The sequence below is a fragment of the Aminobacter sp. AP02 genome, assembly GCF_003148805.1.
Classification (GTDB): Bacteria; Pseudomonadota; Alphaproteobacteria; order Rhizobiales; family Rhizobiaceae; genus Aminobacter.
Map to the genome: position 1 here is coordinate 204,885 of NZ_QGGX01000002.1, position 20,477 is coordinate 225,361.

General features: G+C 62.8%; 16 protein-coding genes. 10 read left to right on the forward strand and 6 right to left on the reverse strand.

The features are described from left to right. Nucleotides 1-6 precede the first annotated feature (6 nt). The 3 genes from C8K44_RS02945 to C8K44_RS02955 all read left to right on the forward strand — a co-directional run bounded on the left by C8K44_RS02945 (nt 7) and on the right by C8K44_RS02955 (nt 2,901). Entirely contained in the window at nt 7-1,572 is a 1,566-nt protein-coding gene (locus C8K44_RS02945; protein WP_109574259.1) for a heme biosynthesis protein HemY, read from the forward strand. 146 nt (nt 1,573-1,718) lie between these two features. Next, complete coding sequence (locus tag C8K44_RS02950; protein ID WP_109574260.1) at nt 1,719-2,183, forward strand: TerB family tellurite resistance protein; 465 nt, start codon at nt 1,719-1,721, stop codon at nt 2,181-2,183. A 7-nt stretch (nt 2,184-2,190) separates the two neighbouring features. Next, on the forward strand, nt 2,191-2,901 hold the full coding sequence (locus tag C8K44_RS02955) for a glutamine amidotransferase (RefSeq protein WP_109574261.1): 711 nt from the start codon (nt 2,191-2,193) through the stop codon (nt 2,899-2,901). Between the two features lie 74 nt (nt 2,902-2,975). Here C8K44_RS02955 and C8K44_RS02960 read toward each other — a convergent pair whose 3' ends face one another. Both C8K44_RS02960 and C8K44_RS02965 read right to left on the reverse strand, forming a co-directional pair. Further along, on the reverse strand, nt 2,976-4,217 hold the full coding sequence (locus C8K44_RS02960) for an MFS transporter (RefSeq protein ID WP_109574262.1): 1,242 nt from the start codon (nt 4,215-4,217) through the stop codon (nt 2,976-2,978). 170 nt (nt 4,218-4,387) lie between these two features. Beyond that, nucleotides 4,388-4,801: a hypothetical protein gene (locus C8K44_RS02965; RefSeq protein ID WP_109574263.1), complete on the reverse strand. Its 414-nt coding sequence runs from the start codon at nt 4,799-4,801 to the stop codon at nt 4,388-4,390. 259 nt (nt 4,802-5,060) lie between these two features. Here C8K44_RS02965 and C8K44_RS02970 point away from each other — a divergent pair, with 259 nt between their 5' ends. After that, entirely contained in the window at nt 5,061-7,061 is a 2,001-nt protein-coding gene (locus C8K44_RS02970; protein ID WP_109574264.1) for an acyltransferase family protein, read from the forward strand. Nucleotides 7,062-7,065: 4 nt separating this feature from the next. Here the strand turns inward: C8K44_RS02970 and C8K44_RS02975 are convergent, their stop codons facing one another. Next, entirely contained in the window at nt 7,066-8,331 is a 1,266-nt protein-coding gene (locus C8K44_RS02975; RefSeq protein WP_109574265.1) for an AGE family epimerase/isomerase, read from the reverse strand. A gap of 226 nt (nt 8,332-8,557) precedes the next feature. On the opposite strand from C8K44_RS02975, the gene C8K44_RS02980 reads away from it, so the two are divergent. Further along, nucleotides 8,558-9,652 (forward strand): fatty acid desaturase, encoded by a 1,095-nt coding sequence (locus tag C8K44_RS02980; RefSeq protein WP_109574266.1) that lies wholly within the window; start codon nt 8,558-8,560, stop codon nt 9,650-9,652. On the opposite strand, the gene C8K44_RS02985 is transcribed toward C8K44_RS02980, so the two are convergent. Then, nucleotides 9,627-11,087 (reverse strand): glycosyl transferase family protein, encoded by a 1,461-nt coding sequence (locus C8K44_RS02985; protein ID WP_109574267.1) that lies wholly within the window; start codon nt 11,085-11,087, stop codon nt 9,627-9,629. The two genes, C8K44_RS02980 and C8K44_RS02985, sit on opposite strands and share 26 nt — an antisense overlap. A 291-nt stretch (nt 11,088-11,378) precedes the next feature. Here C8K44_RS02985 and C8K44_RS02990 point away from each other — a divergent pair, with 291 nt between their 5' ends. Then, nucleotides 11,379-13,460 (forward strand): TonB-dependent receptor, encoded by a 2,082-nt coding sequence (locus tag C8K44_RS02990; protein ID WP_109574268.1) that lies wholly within the window; start codon nt 11,379-11,381, stop codon nt 13,458-13,460. A 19-nt stretch (nt 13,461-13,479) separates the two neighbouring features. On the opposite strand, the gene C8K44_RS02995 is transcribed toward C8K44_RS02990, so the two are convergent. Then, nucleotides 13,480-14,451 carry a DUF4105 domain-containing protein gene (locus tag C8K44_RS02995; RefSeq protein WP_109574436.1) on the reverse strand — a complete coding sequence of 324 codons (972 nt, stop codon included), beginning with the start codon at nt 14,449-14,451 and terminating at the stop codon, nt 13,480-13,482. Nucleotides 14,452-14,854: 403 nt separating this feature from the next. Next, entirely contained in the window at nt 14,855-15,208 is a 354-nt protein-coding gene (locus tag C8K44_RS27250; RefSeq protein ID WP_146203903.1) for a hypothetical protein, read from the reverse strand. A 443-nt stretch (nt 15,209-15,651) separates the two neighbouring features. Here C8K44_RS27250 and C8K44_RS03005 point away from each other — a divergent pair, with 443 nt between their 5' ends. From C8K44_RS03005 to C8K44_RS03020, 4 genes are read left to right on the forward strand one after another with little or no spacing between them, the layout of a single operon-like run. Continuing rightward, a complete protein-coding gene (locus C8K44_RS03005; RefSeq protein WP_245417340.1) occupies nt 15,652-17,643 on the forward strand; it encodes a methyl-accepting chemotaxis protein in 1,992 nt (663 codons plus the stop codon). Between the two features lie 7 nt (nt 17,644-17,650). Further along, a complete protein-coding gene (locus C8K44_RS03010) occupies nt 17,651-17,953 on the forward strand; it encodes an STAS domain-containing protein (RefSeq protein WP_109574270.1) in 303 nt (100 codons plus the stop codon). Beyond that, nucleotides 17,950-18,315 carry a response regulator gene (locus C8K44_RS03015; protein WP_109574271.1) on the forward strand — a complete coding sequence of 122 codons (366 nt, stop codon included), beginning with the start codon at nt 17,950-17,952 and terminating at the stop codon, nt 18,313-18,315. Before C8K44_RS03010 ends, C8K44_RS03015 begins: the two co-directional genes overlap by 4 nt. Nucleotides 18,316-18,344: 29 nt before the next feature. Then, entirely contained in the window at nt 18,345-20,474 is a 2,130-nt protein-coding gene (locus tag C8K44_RS03020; RefSeq protein WP_109574272.1) for a chemotaxis protein CheA, read from the forward strand. The last annotated feature ends 3 nt before the right edge of the window (nt 20,475-20,477 follow it).

Genomic DNA, 20,477 nt, shown 5'->3' on the forward strand with positions numbered 1-20,477 from the left:
CACCCGATGATCCGCATTCTGTTCTTCCTTGCCGTCGTCTTCGCGCTTGGACTTGGCTTTGCCTGGCTGGCCGACCGTCCGGGCGACATGGTCGTGACGTTCAGCGGCTATCAATACAAGGTCAGCCTGATGGTGGCCGCGGTGACGGTCACCGCCATCGTCGTAGCCGTCATGCTGTTGTGGTGGCTGACCAAGTCGATATGGAACAGCCCCTACACGATTGCCCGGCATTTCCGCGCCCGCAGGCGCGACCGGGGCTATCAGGCGCTGTCGACCGGCATGATCGCGGCCGGCGCCGGCGATGCTGCCCTCGCGCGCAAGAAGAACAAGGAAGCCGCCAAGCTGATCCGGTCCGACCAGGAGCCGCTGATCCACCTGCTCGACGCGCAGGCCTCGCTGCTCGAGGGCGACCATGACGGCGCGCGGCAAAAATTCGAGGCGATGCTCGACGACCCGGAAATGCGCTTGCTCGGCTTGCGCGGGCTTTATCTCGAAGCCGAAAGGCTAGGCGACCGGGCCGCGGCGCGCCACTATGCCGGTCGCGCCACCGGAATTGCGCCGCAACTCGGATGGGCGGCGGATTCGACGCTCGAGGAAAAGACCGAGCGCGGCGACTGGGACGGTGCGCTGGCGCTTGTAGATGCCCAGAAATCGACACGCCAGATCGAGCGCGACGTGGCCAACAACAAGCGCTCGGTGCTGCTGACCGCCAAGGCGATGTCGCTTCTCGACAGCGACTTCAACACCGCGCGCACCGCAGCGCTCGAGGCCAATCGCCTGCGGCCGGATTTTGGTCCGGCGGCGATCGTCGCCGCCAAGGCGCTGTTTCGCCAGAACGACGTGCGCAAGGGCTCGAAGGTGCTGGAAGCAGCATGGAAGGCCGAACCGCAGCCTGATATCGCCGAGCTCTATGTCCATGGCCGTCCGGGCGATGCCGTGCTCGACCGGCTGGCGCGCGCGAAGAAGCTGCAGTCGCTGAAGCAGAATCATCCCGAATCCTCGCTCGCAGTGGCACGCGCCGCATTGGAAGCGCAGGACTATGCGCTGGCCCGCAGCGAGGCCGAGGCTGCGGCCAGGATGCAGCCGCGCGAGGGTGCTTATCTGTTGCTAGCCGACATCGAGGAAGCGCAGACCGGCGACCAGGGCAAGGTGCGGCAGTGGCTTTCACGGGCGGTGCGTGCGCCGCGCGACCCGGCATGGGTTGCCGACGGTGTGGTTTCCGAGCGGTGGGCGCCGTTCTCGCCTGTCACCGGCAGGCTCGATGCCTTCGAGTGGCGCGCACCGGAGGAACGGCTCGGCCATCTGATCGAACAGCACGACGAGGAACCGGAGCCACGCGTCGCGATCCCAGCGATCCGGGCCGCGCAGCCCGCCGGGGACGATATCGTTGATGTGACGATGGACGATGCCGAGCCGGAAAAGGCCGATGGTATGTCGAAGGCGGTGCCACCCGCGCCCGACGCAGATGTCGTGGACGATGAGAAGGCCGATCCGATCCGCCTGCCGGACGATCCGGGCGTCGATCCCGATGCGGAACGGGAAAACGCGCAGAAGCGGTTTCGTTTGTTTTGATATCGCGCCGTGCCTAGATCTACAGCGCCGCGTGTCCGCTATGAGACAACGCTGCAGCAGCATTTGAAGCTGTGCATGGTCCCTTTCGGAAATCGATTCCGGTTTTCGGGATCATGCACTAGGCTTGGCTCAAACAGGATTCGGCGATGTTCGAACGCATGATCTCATTCTTGAAGGACTTGCCGGTGGCAGGTGGCAGACCGTCCCGCGAGGATGATCCGCGCGTCGCCGCGGCGGCGTTGATGTATCACGTGATGAATGCCGATGGCGACCGGCAGGACGTCGAGTGGGAACGCGTCAAGCAGCTTCTGGCCCAAAGCTACGGCGTTTCGGGCGCTGAACTCGATCGGCTGATCAAGGCTGGCGAACAGGCCGACAACGAGGCGATCGACCTCTACGCCTTCACCAGCGTGTTGAAGCGCGGCCTCGACGAGGAGGCGCGCAAGGACTTCATCGGCATGATGTGGGAGATCGTCTATGCCGATGGCGAACTGCACGAGATGGAGGACAACACCATTTGGCGCATCGCCGAATTGATCGGCGTCGACAGCCGGGACCGCATCGAGGCCAAGCGCAAGGCGGCGCGGATGGCGACGCGCTCGGACGAGTAGGCGCTCAATGCCGGGGAAGGCGAGCCCGAAGATTCTGGTCGTGCTGCATCAGGAGCATTCCAGCGCTGGTCGCGTCGGCCATGTGCTGGTCGAAAACGGTTTCGATCTGGACATACGCCGACCGCCGCTTGGCGATCATCTCCCCGAGACGCTCGACGGTCATGCCGGTGCGGTAGTGTTCGGCGGCCCAATGAGCGCGAACGACCGCGACGAGTTCGTGCGCCGCGAGACAGACTGGCTGGCCGTTCCACTCAGGGAGAACCGCCCGTTTCTCGGCATTTGCCTGGGCGCGCAGATGCTGGTCAACCATCTCGGCGGCAAGGTCGAGGGGCATGGCGAGGGGCTGGTCGAGATCGGCTGGTATCCGATCAAGGCGACCGAAGAGGGCCGCAAGCTGATGCACTGGCCAGACATGGTCTACCAGTTCCACCGCGAGGGTTTTTCGCTGCCTAGCGACGCCATATTGCTCGCCTCTTCCGACAGCTACCCCAACCAGGCCTTCCGCTACGGCGAAAACGCCTGGGGCATCCAGTTTCATGCGGAACTGACGCGCGTGATGATGCAGCGCTGGGTGGTGCGCGGGGCCGAGCGTTTCATTTTGCCTGGTGCCCAGCCCGGCCGCGATCACCTCGGGGGTCGGCTGATCTGGGACATGCATCTCAAGCGATGGCTCGACGAATTCCTGGCCAGGATCTTCGGCGAGCCGAGCCATGGGTAAGGCAGTAGGGGAGTAGGGCAGTACGCGAAACCCGTACTACTGCCTTACTGCCCTATTGCCCTGCTCCCCTAACTTCACACCCGCCCGTCCAGACGCCTGACCTTGCGCAAGGCGGGAAACGCCCAGGCCCAGACGCCCGCGACAGCCACGGCACCTATGCCTCCGAAGACGACGGCGGGTGCCGTGCCGATGAGCGCGGCCATGGTGCCGGCGCGGAACTCGCCGAGTTCGTTGGAGGCGCCGACGAAGACACCGTTGACCGCGTTGACGCGGCCACGGACATGGTCGGGTGTCCACAGCTGGATCAGGGTCTCGCGGATGTAGACGCTGACCATGTCGGTGGCGCCGATGAAGGCGAGGCAAACGATCGAAAGCCACGGGATGGTCGAAAAGCCGAAAATCGCGGTGAAGACGCCGAACAAGGCAACGAAGAAAAACATGACCAGGCCGGCATGATCGCGGATCGGATGGCCCGCGAGCCAGACGGCAACCATGATGGCGCCAACGCCAGGGGCCGCGCGCAACAGGCCTAGGCCCCATGGTCCAAGCTCGAGGATATCGCGGGCATAGACGGGCAGCAGGGCAACGGCGCCTGACAGGAGCACCGCAAACAGGTCGAGCGAGATGGCGCCGAGTACGATCTTTTCACCCCAGATGTAGCGGAAGCCGGCGAACAGCGTCTCGACCGAGGGCTTGGTGGTCTCGCTGCGTTGCCTGGGCTTGGGGATAGAGAAGATCAGGACCGCCGAGGCGAGCATCAAGCAAGTGGCCGCGCCATAGGCGGCAGAAGGCGAGATGCCGTAGAGCAGGCCTCCCGCGACCGGTCCAACAATGGTGGCGGTCTGCCAGGCCGATGAGTTCCAGGCAACCGCATTGGCGAAATCCTCAGGCGGCACAAGGTTGGCAACCAGCGAGGCCGAGGCCGGGCCAAAGAAGGCGCGCGCAATGCCGAACACAGCAAGCACGCCGAAAATCGGCAGCGGACTGGCGAGGCCGTGGAAGATCAAGGCAAGCAGAGCGGCAGCGCAGGCGGTTTCGACAAGGGCCGACAGACCCATGATGAGCCTGCGTCCGAAACGGTCGGCGACAACGCCGGTGACAAGCACCAGAAGCAGCGCTGGCGCGAACTGGATGACGCCGACGAGACCGAGATCGAAAGGGTTGCGGGTGAGGTCATAGACCTGCCAGCCGACACCCACGGAGATGATCTGGGTCGAGAAGGTGGCCAGGAAACGTGCGATCCAGAAACGCGAGAACGCGCCATGGCGAAACGCGGCGAAGCGCTGTTCAGGTGCTGTGACGGTCTGGGATGTCATCTGGTTCGGTGGATTGCCTATTGCGACGCCAGCCCGGGCCGTTTCGCGCCGACCGCGCTGCCATAGCGCAGTTTCCCGCCTGGCGGGCCGATTTTGCGCGGCTGGATCAACGCTTTTGCCGGATTGCCAGCCCGGCTCAAGCAGCCGGGCCGCCTGCCGTCATGAACTGTCTACTTCACGAAGACCGTCACTGCGCCGTCGGCCTCGATGTTGGCGGCAACGATGGCGGAGGTATCGATCGTTGCCTTGTCCAGCTCTGTCTTCAAGGCGCTATTGGCCATGATGGCTGCTTGCAGGCCGGTAATATCTGGCTCGTTGTCGGCGATTATCCTTTCCAGGGCCTGCTTGTCATCGCCTGCGACCTCGGAAATCTTGACGATGTTGACGGTGCCGACAGTGGTCATTGCCTGGATGGCGATGGCGCTGGTCCTGCTTGCCATGATGGCCGAAGTGACCGTGCCGAGGTCGGCCTTTGTACCGGTACTCGCAGTGACCCCCGGATCGACTGGTTTCGCAGCATCGGCTAGCACCGGGACGACAGCGCAAGCGGCCAGGAGTGCCGCGATGGCGAGTAGGCGTTTCATTGTTTTTCCTCTCGGTTTTCGCTGTTTCGCGTCGGTTAACCGATCACGGTGGCATCGGTTCCAAGTGGAATTGCGCCGGATGGAGAAAATTTCCGGCCTTCCGTTACGGCTTGAGGCGTGCGCAACGCCCCAGTTTCCAAGGGGCCGCGTCTCCTGGCGGGCCGGAATGGATGTTGCATCGCAACATAGTTTGAATTGCCCCGCGGTCCCCAGTCGCCGAACTTGCCGGCATGTCCAACAGGCTCAGCCCGGTGAATGCATGAATGCATCTGCGTCGACGTCGTTCAGGCCCGATATCGAGGGCTTGCGCGCCATCGCCGTAGGGGGCGTGGTTGCCTTCCATTTCGGCATGTCGGATCTCCCGGGCGGCTTCATCGGCGTCGACATCTTCTTTGTCATCTCCGGCTACCTGATCACCAGGCACCTGATGCAGGAGATCGGCCGAAGCGGCACGGTCGACCTGTGGCGTTTCTATGGCCGCCGGGCGCGCCGCCTGCTGCCGGCATCGCTGCTGGTAATCGTTGCCACCTTGGTTGCCGGCTACTTCATCCTCGCCCCATCGGAGCAGCAGCTTTATGCCAAGGGTGCACTGTTTGCTTCCAGCTACGTCATCAATCTCTGGCTGCTGCGGTGGTCGTTCGACTACTTCGCCGCCGACACGGCCAATAATCCGTTCCTGCATTTCTGGTCGCTGTCGGTAGAGGAGCAGTTCTACCTGCTGTGGCCGGCTTTCCTGCTTCTGGTCGTGCGGTTCCGGCCGGGCGAGAAAGGTATCGCGTTGTTCCTGGCCGTGGCGGCTGTGGCCTCCTTTGCCGCCTGTGCCTGGATGACAGCGGTGTCGCAGCCCTGGGCGTTCTATTTCTCGCCGCTGCGCGCCTGGGAGTTCGCGGTAGGCGGCCTTGTCTCGCTCGCGGTCGCCGAGCGATGGGCAGCGGGTTTTCGCTTTTCGCCTGTCATTGGCTGGGCCGGCATCGGGCTGATCGCTACCGCCTACCTGACGGTTTCGGAAACCGATCCCTTTCCAGGGCTCATTGCGCTGATGCCTGTTGCCGGCACCGCCATGCTCCTGCTTTCAGGCGCCCGCCGCAGTGTTGCAGCGCCAGCCGCGCTGCTGTCGCTGCCGCCTTTCCAATGGACAGGCAAGCTCTCCTACTCGCTCTATCTGTGGCATTGGCCGGTGATCGTCTTTGCCACCATCCTTGTGCCCGACCTATCATTCGGCGGTCGGCTGGTTTGCCTAGCCGCCACCATCGCGCTGTCGATGCTGAGCTATCATTTCGTCGAGAACCCCGTAAGGCTGAACGGCTGGCTCTCAACGAGTTCGGCACGATCCCTTGGGCTTGCGGCGCTCCTCACGTCGTTGGGCGTCACGCTTTCCTATGGCAGTTCGCAGCTGGCGGCGCGGGGGCTCGATCGGGACCAGCGGTTCATCATGGAAAGTGCCGCCCGCAGCTCTGCGGCGCGCGAACTGAACGCCGGGTGCGTGCTTGAACGCGAGCGCGTGGTTCCGCACCCTTGTGTGCTCGGTTCAGACAACTCGGACCGAACCATCGTGCTTTTTGGCGATTCTCATGCCGATCATTGGTCGACGCCTCTGGCCGGGATCGCGCGCGAGCGCGGCTTCAAGCTGGTCACCTACATGAAGTCGTCCTGCCCCGCGGCGAATGTCGAGGCGTGGAATGTGGTGATGGCGAGGGAGTATGCCGAATGTGACGAATGGCGCCAACGCGCCCTGGCCGAGATCGCTTCGCTCAAGCCCGACCTCGTTGTCGTCTCCCAATATTCCTACAGCTATGTCGACAACCGGGTAAACGATACGCTCGAACACACTGTCGACCGGCGAAGCTGGGCCGATGGCATCCGGGGCTCGGTCGAAAAACTGCGCCGGTCAGGTTCAGAAGTCGTTTTGCTCAGGGGTGTCCCGGTGCACAAATCATATCTCGACAAATGCGTGGCCCGCGCGCTTTGGCAAGGACGCAGTCCCTCGGTCTGCGACACGCCGCGCAACGAAGCTGTCGACGAGCGAGTCTACGAGACCGAGCAGGCGGCCATAGCCGGACTGACAGGCGTGCGCTATGTCGATCTGACCGGCCTGTTCTGCGATCAGGCGACCTGCCCGGCGATGATCGATGGCAAGCTGGCCTTTCGCGACCGCCACCATATCGCGACGCCTTTCGCGGCTTCGCTGGCCGCGCCGCTTGAGGGCGCCCTGTTCGGCGAACAGGTTGCAGCCCAAACTGAAGGCCGCCACGCGCCCTAGCCGCTCAGAGCTGGATGCCGGACGTCCCGAGCCCGCGCGTGATGCTGCCGGTGGTCGGCAAAAGCGGGATCAGGCAGGCCTGCAGCGCATGGTAGATGTCGGGCTTGCCGTAGAACGGGCCCGCATTGGGCTTGAGTTCATTGTCGAGCTGGGCGTGCCAGCCGCCATTGGTGCGATCGACGAAGCGGCTGGCGCAGAAGCTCCAGATGCGCCGATACCATTCCTCGTAGGCTTGATCGCCGTCGATGGCATTGAGGAAGCTGGCCGCGCCGATCGCTTCGCAGCATGGCCACCAGTAGCGGTCCTTGATGCGGGCCGAGCCGTCCCATTCGAGCGTGTAATAGAAACCGCCCCTGGCTGCGTCCCAGCCATCGGCTGTCGCCTGGCCGAACAGGTTTTTTGCGGCGTCGGGCAACCAGGCGAGCTTGCGGCCGCCGAGTTCCCAAAGCTGCAGCAACAGCCGCGCCCATTCGAGTGAATGGCCGGGTGTGGTGCCGTATGGGCGGAACATCGGGTCGCCGGAATAGTCGCGGTCGACCTTCCAATCGGCGCTGAAATGCTCGGGCAAGCGCCAGCCGGCGGCTGCCGAATGGCGGCGAATGATCAGGTCGGCGATGCGTTCGGCCATCGACAGATAGGTGCTGTCGCCTGTGGCTTCGAAGGCGGCCATCAGCGCTTCTGTCAGGTGCATGTTGGAGTTCTGGCCGCGATAGCTGTCGAAAGGTTTCCAATCGCGGGTGAATTCTTCCGCCACTGCGCCATGTCCCTCTTCCCAGAACTTCTCGGAGAGTATGGTGGAGATGTCGGTCAGCAGGCGGTCGGCGTCGGGATGGCCGGCCACCTTGGCGCTCGATGCGGCGAGCAGCACGAAGGCATGGCCATAGGCCTGCTTGGTGTCATTGGTAGGGCCCTCATACCCGACGCCCCAGAAATAGCCGCCATCGACCGCGTCGCGATGGCCGTTCCACAGGAACTCCATGCCGTGGTCGACGAGGGTATCGGCACCGGGCCGGCCAAGCAGATGGGCGATGGAAAAGCAGTGCACCATGCGGGTGGTGACGTGGATCTCGCGGCCGGCGAACTTGCCGGGGATGGCACCCGCCGCGTAGGGCCGGCCCTGATCGTCGAGCTCGTAAAACCCACCTAGCGGATTGAGACTCTCACGCTCAAAGAATGAAAACAGCGCGTCGGCCTGCTGCAGAAGCCACAGGCGATGGCTCGGGAGCTTGGTCCATTTGGATGCGCCGGCAGTAATTTCCAAAGAAGCCATGGCTACAAGTCCCCCGCGCTTTGAGGCGTCATCCTGACGTATGCCGACGACCTAAGACTTATTAGTTGCTTCACTCAACAGGAAAACGCCACGATTTGCATGCAGCGGTGCATAGATGCTGGATACAGCGAATATGCCACGGTCGTGCCACTAGCCATGGCGCTTGCCGCGCTTTATGGACAAATGGCGCGCTTGACCGAGTTGGCAGCGAGATTTCGGGGACTAAATGACGAAATTGATGTCGTCCAAGGCGGACGGCCTGCCCACTGGGTCTGCCCAGACTGCAGATCATGTCGCGGAAAAGGCGCTCGTTCGCCGGCTTGCGTCGCATTGCAACCGCTTTCGCGATCCTGACGACCGCCGCGCGGCGTTCGAGCTGGCGGTAACGCTTGTGCCATTCCTTCTGATGGGGGCAGCGCTGGTTTGGCTCGCTGCCTATGCCGAGCCAGTGCTTGGCGGCTGGCGCTGGCTTTTGCTGGCGCTTCTTTCGCCGGTCTGTGCTGCGTTTCTGGTCAGGCTGTTTGCGATCCAGCACGATTGCGGCCATGGCTCTTTCACCAGTTCGCGCGAGGCCAACCGCATGATCGGCCGGGTGCTGAGCGTCTTCACCTTCACGCCCTACACGCTTTGGCAGAAGGCGCATGCCGTGCATCACGGCTCGTCGGGAAATCTCGACAAGCGCGGCATCGGCGACATCGATACGCGCACTGTCGCCGAGTATGAGGCGATGACCACCAGCCAGCGGCTGATGTATCGTATCTACCGCAATCCGTTCATCCTGATCGTCATCGGCGTGCCGATCTACTTCCTGATCATGCACCGGCTGCCCTACAACGATGCCATTCCGCGCGTCGAGGCCTGGCGCAGTGCCGGCGGGCTCAACGCGGCGCTGGTCGTCGTCTATGGCGGGCTTGTCTTGCTGGCCGGCTGGGCGGTGATGCTGGCGGTGCTGCCCGTTGTGGTGATGGGAGCCTGGGTCGGCGGCTGGCTGTTTTATGTCCAGCATCAGTTCGAAGAGACGCGCTGGGATGCCGGCGACGCCTGGGATCTGCATGTCGCGGCCTTCGGTGGCAGCTCGTGGTATGACTTGCCCGCTGTGGCCCAGTGGCTTACCGGGTCGATCGGCCTGCACCACATTCATCATCTGTGCAGCCGCGTGCCGTTCTACCGCCTGCAGGCCTGCTTCGACAGCAATGCGGAACTGCGCGATGCGAGCCAGACCGTCAAGCTGACCTTCTGGAAGAGCGTGGGCTGCATCAATCTCGCGCTTTGGTGCGAGAACCGCCGACGCCTCGTCACATTCGCCGAAGCGCGGGTGTAGGGGCCAGCCGCCCGCGCCAGAATTCGGCGGCCTGGCGACGGGCGTCGCCGAAAGCAAGCATCGGGTTCAGCGTCACAAAAGCGGCAGCGGCGGTGTCGACGACGATCCGCTCCGCCGCTTCGTCCCTGGCTTTTCCGAACCATACCGCCCGCCAATATTCGAAACTTGTCAGGCCCGTCGGCAGCTCGGGCTTTGGTCGTGGCTGCGAGGGTATGATCAGCTCACCGGATTTGCCGCCGTCGAGCGTAAACATGGTAGTCGCCCGAAACGGGGTGGCCTGTGCCACATCGCGGCTGTTGCCCAAGACACAGAGCCTTGGCCAGTCTAGCAACATGGCGGCATCCCGGTGCAGATCGCGGTAGTTGGGCCGGAATGCCGCGAGCAGGCTTGCAGCGGCATTGAGCGGGTTGAGCAGGTGCACCACGGCGCTGAGCGGCGAGCGCATCTCCAGAAGACTGTATATGCCGAGAAGGCCATGAAGCTGCGGCGACATCGCCGCGAGCGGCATATAGCCGATGCGGTGCGCCTGTAGCGACTTCTTCGCCTCGGCGATGCTCGTCGTGACGGGGATGCCGATGGCGCCCGCGGCGAGCTCGAGCGCGCCGCTGGCTGCCCCGCCGCCGCTGTTGCCATGCAGCAGCACGCGATAGCCGGCATCCGCCACGAGCCGGGCTGACTGAAGAAACCATGGCGCCGATCTCGATTTCGGCGACACGTAGGCCGGCCAGTCGAGATCGGCAAACGTCGTCGGGTTCTGGGACGGGGCGAGGTGGCGCCGGCTTGCCCTTGTCAGGCCCGCCAGTTCGACAGCCGTCAATCCGCGGTATTGCAGGACCACCAGCAAGGCACCAAGCTGGATGGGGTCCGCCTCGCCCTCGAGCAGCAGCGAGAACGCCTCGTCGGCTTCCTCCAGGGATAGCGGCCGGGCGCCTCCTGCGCCGACACCGACGGTTGCGATATGCTTGGCCAGCCTTTGGCGTGGGGTGGCATCCGCACCGATCGATGCCAGTTTGCGTGCCAAGTCGGCAGGAAGCGGCTCTCCTTCGAGATAAAGGCTTGGGCGCATGGCGAGCGGAGGCGCATCGATGATCGTGGGGTGGTTCCAGCCGGAAATGCTCGAAGCCGCTACGCTTGTACCCACTCCTCGCTCTGGGTCGAGCAGCTGTTCGGTCTCCGCCGCCACCGCGCGCAAGCGCAGGCGCAACGTTTCGGCGAAGGGTGTGGGAACCATGCCGCGTGCGCTCCTGACCAGGATCGGATCGCCGTAGAGCTCGCGAATCTGTTTCAGCAGCCGGCTCATGGCCGGAGCGCCAAGGCCGATCCTTGCGGCGGCCTTGCTGACGCTGCCTTCAACCAATAACGCATCCAGCGCCACCAACAGCCGGAGCTGGCCAAGGCGTGGCTCGGGCGCCTTGGCGTTCAGGTTGGCCGCCATGTGCGGCAGATGCTTACACACTTCAGTTGTATCCATGCCCACTCGTCATCGAACGCGAAGCAAATCCCGGCGAGACGCGCCACCGGTCCAAATTGCGTTTTCCTGAATTTGGAATCGCTCGCAAACACCAAGGTTGACCGTCCCTATTCGATAAATAAGAAGACTTTTACACTCAAGTTTAAGTGATGGGGCGATTTCATGAATTGTTTCAACCGTCTGGATGCGGACCGGCCAAGCTGCAGGGGTTCCAGTCGAGAGCGCGTCAGGCCGGCCGGGTTGCCTCGGGTCAACATGCTGCTTGCTTGCACCTGCCTGTCAGGCCTGGCGCTGCTTGTGTCTTCGGCTGCATTCGCACAGTCCTCGCAAAAGCCGGCGCCTGCCAACAGGGACAGCACGGTCCTGCAACAGCTCGTGGTGACGGCGTCCGGCTTCGAGCAGAACGTCAAGGATGCCCCGGCGAGCATTACGGTTGTGTCGCGCGAGCAGCTGGAGAAGGGCACGTTTCGCGATCTGACGGATGCCCTGCGCGACGTCCAGGGTGTCACGGTGACCGGTCCGGCCAACGAAAAGGACATCTTCATCCGGGGATTGCCCGGCCAGTACACGCTGATCCTCGTTGACGGCAAGCGCCAGAGCACGCGCGAGGCGCGTGTCAACGGCAATGCCGGGTTCGAGCAGAATTTCCTGCCGCCGCTTTCGGCAATCGAGCGGATCGAGGTCGTGCGCGGGCCGATGTCGTCGCTTTACGGCTCGGATGCGATGGGTGGTGTCATCAACATCATCACGCGCAAGGTCGGCGAGACGTGGTCCGGCTCGTTCACCGCCGACGGGACAGTGCAGCAGCACGACGAGTTCGGCAGCTCCGGCCAGGGAACATTCTACCTGAACGGGCCTGTCCTCCAGGAGACGCTGGGCCTGCAGGTCTGGGGCCAGGGCCTGAAGCGCGGTGAGGATTCGCTGCTCGGGGGCATCACTGGCGCCAAGGAAGGAACACTGGGCGGGCGGCTGACTTTCGTTCCGAACGAAAATCACGAGTTCCGGCTCGAAGGAGGCCTGGCACGGATCAAGCGCGATGCCAGCGCCGGCCAGACAATCGCTGCAAACGGCGTTTCGACCTACAACACCAATGATCGCGACCACTGGTCGCTGACGCATATCGGTGACTGGGGCTGGACGACCTCCGAGTTCTCGTTCCAGCAGGAATGGGCCGAGCGCACGAATTTCAACTGGGACAAGAAGCGTCGCGACTTCGTGGAAAACCCCCGCTCGCCCGAAATCCGCAATTCGGTACTTGACGGCAAGTTCACCACACCGTTCGAGTTTCTCGGCTCGCACACGCTGGTGACCGGCGGGCAGGTGTTCGACGCAATGCTGACCGACCAGAACCCCGGTCGCCGGACAGGCCGCGACGAGCAGTTCCAGATCCTGCAGTGGGCGCTGTTTGCCGAAGACGAATGGCAGATCTCCGACAGCTTTGCCCTGACAAGCGGGCTCAGGATGGACAATCACCAGGAATATGGCTCGCATTTCAGCCCAAGGCTTTACGGTGTCTGGAACCCGACGGATCAATGGACGGTCAAAGGCGGTGTTTCGACCGGCTTCCGCGCGCCCGACGTGCGGGCGATCGCGCCCGGCTATGCCTACACGACCGGCGGCGGCAGCTGCACCTACGGACCGAACGGCACATGTGGGGTCATCATCGCCGACCCGAACCTAAGGGCCGAGACCAGCACCAGCTATGAATTGGGCGCGCTGTGGGACAGCCTCGGCGGCTTCACCGCCGGCGCGACCTACTTCTATACCGACTTCAAGGACAAGCTTGCCAACGCCATGGTCCTCGATGCAGCGGGAAAACCGGTGCGCTGGAGCGAAGACCCCAAGTACCGGCTCTGGTACAACTACAATATCGACGACGCCATCATACAAGGCCTGGAACTGACAGCGAGTTGGGAGGCGACCGATGCACTCTCGATCCGCGGCAGCTACACCTATACCCACTCGGAACAGCAGACAGGTACCTTTGCCGGCTTCCCGCTGGCCCGCACGCCCAAGCACATGGCCAATGTGCGGCTAGACTGGATAACGCCGATGGAGGGGCTTTCGGCCTGGGCGGCGGCGAATTATCACGGCTCGGAAATCAACGCTGGCCCTCGAATCGGAACAATCGGCAAGCCAGTGGTGCGCAACGGCGCGATCGGGCGCAAGTATGATGGCTATGCCACTGTCGATGTCGGCGCGACCTACGCGTTCACCGAAAACTTCGTCATGAACGCGGCCGTCTACAATCTGTTCGACGAGCGGGTCGAGACCGCCGAGAACAACGCGGTGATGGAAGGCAGGCGCGTGTGGGTGAGCCTGACCTCAAGCTTCTGAACCGTGCTCCCTTGTCCGCTTACTGAGCCTGGACAGGGGAGGGAACGCCGATGCGGATGAGCCGTGAAAAATCAGGGCCCAGCCCGGCTGCCCGCGCCTGCTCGTCGATATGGGCGCGGGCGCGCAGTTCCTGCATCGACAGCTGGCTGTCGAGCGCGCCGCGATCATAGGCGTATTCGGGAAGGTAGCCGTTGACGATGAGGCGCCAGTCGAGCGGGATGAGGTCGCCGACCGCTCGTATCATCTTGACGATGACGGTGGTGCAGTTGGTGGTGATGGAATTGTAAAAACGCGGCGTCTTTGCCAAGGCATTGGCATCGGCGACATATTCGAGCAGCAGCACCCTGGCGGCTTCTGGAGATACGTTGAGCCGGTAGAGCTGGACGTCCTCGCCGCGGATGTTCGAGCGAACGCCGACCACGTCGCGTTCTTCGGCGGCGACGATAACCAGCGCATTGCTCTTGAACAGATCGGCGAGCGGGGAGAATTTGCCGCCGTTGCGCCGCCGCACCTCGATCGACCACGCAATCTGCTCGCCGCCTTCAAAACCGAAACTCATGATGACATGGGCCATTTCCGGCCCGGCCCAATAGGACATGAACAGGTCGAGTGTCCGGACCTTGGTCAGGTCGTAGGTTTTGGTCGTCCAGCGCTCCGTGAAGTCGGTGTTGCTGCGCCATTCGAAGTCGCGAACATTGGTCAGCGTCAACATGTCTCCGTCGCGCGTTCCTGTCATCTGGCGCGAGACATCGGGCGCGAAATCGGCATGTTCGGGCGGCCGGATGGTGCTCCACCAGAGCAGAACTAAAGCGAAAGCGACTATGAAAAGCGCAATCGCATAAAGGTGCAGGCGGCCAAAGAGTGCGATGGAAGTGGCGATGCCGAGCAGCGCGAACAGGCCTGCGGCAAGCGCTCGAACCAGTTCCGGCGCCGGCACCCGGTACCATAGGGCAAGTGAAGCCCAGGCCGTTGCGGCGAGGACGATGAGCATGAGAATGATAGCGGAACCGATCCGCAAGGCGCCGCGCAAACTCACGTCCAGCCAATCCCCCCATGTTCGACGGCCTAGGGCAGCCAATCAGGCCACCATACGCCAATCGCTATCCGACGATGGTCGGGGAGTCGAGAGTAGGCTGACTGTCGCGCAAGACGTGAAGATGTCGTGCCACCTTGCTGCCGGCCAGATTTGACAGTCGACCTTGCCCAGTATTCGAGCCAGGCAGGCCTGCTCGTCAACTCTGCCTTTTGCCTGGCGCCAGAAGTACAACCTGGCAGTGACGGACCGCGGCGGCGTTGTTGTCATAGTCGGGTTGGTTTTTCGTAGCGTCAACGAATGTCAATGAGTCGCCTGACAAGCTATATTTCAGGATGTCGAAATAAATACTGATTCTATATCAGCGATGGACCGAAGCGTTGCTTTGCAACCGTCGCGCGAAAGCCTTCAGCCAATTCTCCTGACTCAAGGTCATTTCCAGAGTTCTGCGTGGAAAAATTGCGTTGTCGCCGGCAATTTCGTCGGTTGTGGGCGCGCGATCTCCACCAAGTTCACCAAACTGATCGGCAAGATTGAGGCAGATATCGCTCCAGCCGACCATCGAGTCGTCAACCAGCAACGGATCGACACGGTCGCAAAATCGGTCGATTCGACTGTCGAACGGCCGCAGCTTGGAGCCAGAGCGACTAGGATTCAGCCTGAGTCGTCCAGCAACTGATCTTCCCATCGGAACAGAATGACTTTGGCGCATCATGAACAGGCGTGGGTACTTACCTCCTATGTACTGTATCGGCGCCGCAGAGACTCATGACGCGTCCAGTAGAGAGGACTCAACGCCTTGAGATCATTACAATTCTTCATATTTGGGTAATTTCTTCTGCCTAGGTGGAGTCAACGAGATTGCTCGGACCTAAACGCGACAGGGAGGGGTTTCCTGTCGGCGTTTTCGGGGAATGTAACGTACAGGCAAGGCATGATTAGCTCTTAAAACGCCACTTTTGAAAAACTGCTTTTAAAACCTGTTTTCAAAACAATTCCGCTCGCGAAGCCGCTGGCGGAGATCCGCCAAATCACAATCTGCATGTCTTCAAGCGGTGGGAAGCTGAAAGCTTTTCGCCGGGCGGCCGGGCTTTGCCGGCACTGAAGACCTGCGGGCAACCAACCAAGTTTCGCTATCTCTACGGCAAGGGACGCCCAATGAGTATCACCTTCGACCAGACATCAGCCCATCACAGCGCGCCGCCGCGGCGAGCAGGGTTCTCGACCACCAATCTCAGTATTGTGCGCAAGCTGGCGCTCGCCTTCTCGGCGATCGTCATCGTCAGCGTCGTCGTCGCGTCCATGCTGACGCGGGCGCTCCAACAGATCGACGACGCCAGTGGGGAACTTCGGGTGGCAAGCAGCGTGCTCGCCACCATCGGAAAGGCGGAGGCGCTTCATCTCGACCGCTCCAACATTGCACGCACTTACGTGCTGGCGCTGCGGCCGGACATCGCGAAGCGCTATCATGATACGTCGCAAAACGTCGACAAGACGATCGCCGACGTCCTGGGCATGCCTATCACCGACAAAGACGTGGTCGATGCCATCGAAAAGTTCAAAGCGGCGGCCAACACTTGGCGCGTCGAAATCGGCGATCCGATGGTAGAACTCGCCCGCAATGCCGCGACCTTCGACCAAGGTCGCGACCTGGCAGCTTCGACCCGGGCGTCGGAAGTGCAGAGCACCGTTCGCAGCGCAGTTGCCGACATGCAGGCCGAAATCACCAAGTGGGAAGACGAGACCGCGGTCCTCAAGGACAATGCTATCGCAACGGCACAGTATCTGCAGCTCGGCGGCGCAGGCGCGACGATCGTCATTCTGCTGATCATCGCGGCTTGGCTATCGAACCAGATCGCCACGCCGGTCAACCGCATGACGCAGGCCATGCGCAGCCTCGCCGCCGGCGACCTCAAGGTCGCTATTCCGGCAGTCGAGCGCATGGACGAGGTCGGCCAGATGGCGTCGGCGGTGCAGACGTTTAAGGACGCCGCCATCGAAAAGGTGCGTCTCGAGGCAGAGGCTGCGGAAACGCGCCGGCGTGCGGACGAAGACAATGCGGCTCGCGCGGCGCAAAAGGCCGAGGAAGACCGCCAGGACAACATCGCCATCGTTGCGCTCGGCAATGGCCTCGACGCCTTGTCGAAGGGCGACCTGATGCACCGCATCGACGCACCGTTCCCCGACAAGCTGGTCAAGCTACGCTCGGACTTCAACGACTCGGTCGAAAAGCTGCAGCAGACGATGCTCAGCATTACTTCGAGCGTTAAGGCCATCCACGCAGGCACCGGCGAGATCTACACCGCTGCCGACGACCTGTCGCGCCGCACCGAACAGCAGGCTGCCAGCCTCGAAGAGACCGCGGCCGCGCTCGACGAGATCACAGCAACCGTCAAGAAGACGGCTGAAGGTGCAGTGCATGCCCGGGAAGTCGTCTCGACGGCCAAGGCCGATGCCGAGACCAGCGGCGTTGTGGTGCGCAAGGCCATCGACGCAATGGGCACGATCGAGAAGTCGTCGGAGCAGATCAGCCGTATCATCGGCGTGATCGACGAGATCGCCTTCCAGACCAACCTTCTGGCGCTCAACGCGGGTGTGGAAGCGGCACGTGCCGGCGATGCAGGGCGCGGCTTTGCTGTGGTTGCCTCGGAAGTGCGTGCGTTGGCCCAGCGTTCGGCCGAAGCGGCTCGCGAGATCAAGAGCCTGATCTCGACGTCTACGACCCAGGTCGGCGAAGGCGTCAAGCTGGTAGCCGAGACCGGCAAGGCACTGGAGCGCATCGTGGTGCAGGTGGCCGAGATCAACTCGGTGGTCACCAACATCGCGGCAAGCGCGCATGAGCAGTCGACGGGGCTCGATCAGGTCAATTCGGCGGTCAACCAGATGGACCAGGTTACCCAGCAGAACGCTGCAATGGTCGAGGAATCGACAGCGGCAAGCCACTCGCTGTCCCAGGAAACCGAAGAGCTGTCGCGTCAGATCAGCACCTTCCGGCTTGGCAAGGCCGTTGCGGTCGAAACAAGCCGCCCCTCAAGCCACAAGGCCCCAGTTCGCGCGCCGCGGCCTGAATTGAAGGTTGCAGTTGCCAGCTACGGGTCCAACGCCGCACGTGCGATCGCTCCGGCGGCCGACGACTGGCAGGAATTCTGAGGCATCCATGACGGCCGTTACCGATCCATCACAGCGGATACTCGAGCTTGCTCCGGTCTTGGACTTCAGGGCCGCAACGCCCCTGGCCGAAGGCTTGCTCGCAATGCGCGGAACCGCGCTGACCATCGATAGCTCGCGTGTGGAGCGGATCGGCGGGCAATGCCTTCAGGTTCTCCTGTCGGCAAAAAAAACCTGGAGCGCGGATGATACCGCGCTCTCCTTCACCAACCTGACGCCCACCTTCATCGAAGGCCTGCGGCTGCTGGGAATAGCGGAAGCGGATTTCACAAGGGAGGAAATGTCGGAATGAGCGCGACCATTTTGACCGTCGATGATTCTCGCACCATGCGCGAGATGCTGAAACTGGCGCTGTCGCAAGCCGGCTACCGAGTCATTCAGGCTGAGGACGGCGTACACGGCCTCGAAGTGCTGAAAGGCGAGTCGCCCCAGGTCATCGTGACCGACATCAACATGCCCAGGATGGATGGCTTCGGCTTCATCGAGCAGGTGCGCAGTGATGCCGCCTATCGGGGGATTCCCATCCTGGTCCTGACAACCGAGAGCGATGCCGAAAAGAAGGATCGCGCGCGGCGTGCCGGTGCAACCGGCTGGATCGTCAAGCCCTTCGACCCCGCCAAGCTGATCGACGCTATCCGCCGCGTGGCGGCTTGAACTGACTGGGAAACATGTCCGTGGACGCAATGGCAACGGTCAAACAGACTTTCTTCCAGGAATGCGAGGAGCAACTCGCTGAACTTGAAGCGGGCCTCCTCGCAATCGAACGCGGGGAAGCCGAACCGGACACCGTGAATGCGGTGTTCCGCGCGGTGCATTCCATCAAGGGCGGCGCGGGCGCCTTCAGCCTCGAAGAGCTGGTGCAATTCGCCCATGTCTTCGAAACCACGCTCGACCATCTCAGGACTGGCGCCCTGGAGCCATCGGCCGACGTGCTCGGGGTCATGCTGCGGGCTGCCGATCTGCTGGCGGATCTCGTGGTCGCAGCGCGCGACGGGCTCGCCGTCGACGGCGAGCGCAGCGATGTTCTCGTCGCCGAGCTCAACGCGCTGAGCCCCGGCGGAGCGGCTGACGCTGAGGCCGAAGAAGACGACATGAGCGACTTCTCCTTCACGCCGGTCACTGTCGCTTTCGACTTTTCCGACTCTGCGGCCGATGCCGGGCGCAGCTTCACCGTCAGCTTCAAGCCCAAGCCCGAACTCTATGCCAAAGGCAATGAGACCGCACTCGTGCTGCGCGAACTGGAACGGCTCGGCCAGATGGAGATCATCTGTGATGCCTCCGATCTGCCGCTCCTGGGCGAACTCGATCCGGAAGGGGCGTATCTCGAATGGGCGATCAAGCTCACGACCGAAAAGGGTGAGGACGCAATCCGCGAGGTGTTCGAGTTCGTGGAGTGGGATTGCAGCCTGAGCATTCAAGCCGACGACGCCGAGACCGGCTCGACGGATGACGCGCTCGCGGCATTGCTGCGCTCGATCCAGGCGGACGAAACCGTCGTTCCTGTGGCTTTACCTGATGCGGCTCCGCCCCCCGCGATCGAGGAGCCCGACCCAAGCGCTGCCGCGGCAAAGACCGGCGCGGCTCGCAACGAGCCGGGCGCCGCCGCACCGCAGACCATTCGCGCCGACCTCGAACGGGTCGATCGCCTGATCGACCTCGTCGGCGAACTGGTGATCAACCAGGCGATGCTGTCGCAGCGCGTGATCGAGGCGGGGCATGTGCCGGGTTCGGCGGTTGCCATCGGCCTCGACGAACTCGAACAGCTGACGCGCGAAATCCAGGAATGCGTCATGGCGATCCGCGCTCAAGCGGTGAAGTCGGTCTTCCAGCGCATGCCGCGCCTGGTGCGCGAAGTTGCGGGCATGACCGGCAAGTCGGTTCGTCTGATCACCGATGGCGAGGGCACCGAGGTCGACAAAACAGTGATCGACCGGCTGACCGATCCACTTACCCACATGATCCGCAATGCGATCGATCACGGGCTTGAGAAGCCGGAAGTTCGTGTTGCCGCCGGCAAGCCGGCGGAAGGTGTCGTGCGCCTTTCGGCGATGCACCGGTCGGGCCGCATCGTCATCGAGGTTGCCGACGACGGTGCCGGTATCGACAGGCAGCGCGTCAAGGCGCTCGCCGCCGGCAAGGGGCTGATCGCCGCCGATGCGCCGCTCACCGATGAGGAGATCGACAACCTGATCTTCCTGCCCGGCTTTTCGACGGCGTCGGAAGTGTCGAACATCTCGGGGCGCGGCGTCGGCATGGACGTTGTCAAGCGCTCGATCCAGTCCCTGGGCGGCCGCCTGTCGATCGCCTCGCGTCCGGGCAAGGGCTCGACCTTCACCATGAGCCTGCCGCTGACGCTGGCCGTACTTGACGGCATGGTGGTTACGGTCGCCGACCAGACGCTCGTCGTTCCGCTGACCGCCATCATCGAGACCTTGCAGCCGAAAGCTGCCGATGTGCATGGGCTTGGTGGCAGTGCCCGTGTCATTGCCATCCGCGACGCTTTCACGCCGCTGGTCGATATCGGCCGCGAGCTCGATTTTCGCAGTGCCGCGACCGATCCACTGGCCGGCGTCGCCATCCTTGTGGAAACGGAGGGCGGCCGGCGCAGCGCGCTGCTCGTCGACACGATCCAGGGCCAGCGCCAGGTCGTCATCAAGAGCCTTGAATCGAACTACAGGCACGTGCCGGGCATCGCCGCCGCCACCATCCTGGGCGATGGCCGTGTCGCCCTGATCCTCGATGTCGATGCGGTGATCGCCAATTCGCAATCCGACGTGACCAATCTTGAACCCGTTCTTGCAGCAGCAGGGTGATGC

Coding starts and splice junctions, on each gene's coding strand:
- C8K44_RS02945 (WP_109574259.1), top strand. CDS start 7: ATGATCCGCATTCTGTTCTTCCTTGCCGTCGTCTTCGCGCTTGGACTT.
- C8K44_RS02950 (WP_109574260.1), top strand. CDS start 1,719: ATGTTCGAACGCATGATCTCATTCTTGAAGGACTTGCCGGTGGCAGGT.
- C8K44_RS02955 (WP_109574261.1), top strand. CDS start 2,191: ATGCCGGGGAAGGCGAGCCCGAAGATTCTGGTCGTGCTGCATCAGGAG.
- C8K44_RS02960 (WP_109574262.1), bottom strand. CDS start 4,217: ATGACATCCCAGACCGTCACAGCACCTGAACAGCGCTTCGCCGCGTTT.
- C8K44_RS02965 (WP_109574263.1), bottom strand. CDS start 4,801: ATGAAACGCCTACTCGCCATCGCGGCACTCCTGGCCGCTTGCGCTGTC.
- C8K44_RS02970 (WP_109574264.1), top strand. CDS start 5,061: ATGAATGCATCTGCGTCGACGTCGTTCAGGCCCGATATCGAGGGCTTG.
- C8K44_RS02975 (WP_109574265.1), bottom strand. CDS start 8,331: ATGGCTTCTTTGGAAATTACTGCCGGCGCATCCAAATGGACCAAGCTC.
- C8K44_RS02980 (WP_109574266.1), top strand. CDS start 8,558: ATGACGAAATTGATGTCGTCCAAGGCGGACGGCCTGCCCACTGGGTCT.
- C8K44_RS02985 (WP_109574267.1), bottom strand. CDS start 11,087: ATGGCGGCCAACCTGAACGCCAAGGCGCCCGAGCCACGCCTTGGCCAG.
- C8K44_RS02990 (WP_109574268.1), top strand. CDS start 11,379: ATGCTGCTTGCTTGCACCTGCCTGTCAGGCCTGGCGCTGCTTGTGTCT.
- C8K44_RS02995 (WP_109574436.1), bottom strand. CDS start 14,451: ATGCTCATCGTCCTCGCCGCAACGGCCTGGGCTTCACTTGCCCTATGG.
- C8K44_RS27250 (WP_146203903.1), bottom strand. CDS start 15,208: ATGATGCGCCAAAGTCATTCTGTTCCGATGGGAAGATCAGTTGCTGGA.
- C8K44_RS03005 (WP_245417340.1), top strand. CDS start 15,652: ATGAGTATCACCTTCGACCAGACATCAGCCCATCACAGCGCGCCGCCG.
- C8K44_RS03010 (WP_109574270.1), top strand. CDS start 17,651: ATGACGGCCGTTACCGATCCATCACAGCGGATACTCGAGCTTGCTCCG.
- C8K44_RS03015 (WP_109574271.1), top strand. CDS start 17,950: ATGAGCGCGACCATTTTGACCGTCGATGATTCTCGCACCATGCGCGAG.
- C8K44_RS03020 (WP_109574272.1), top strand. CDS start 18,345: ATGGCAACGGTCAAACAGACTTTCTTCCAGGAATGCGAGGAGCAACTC.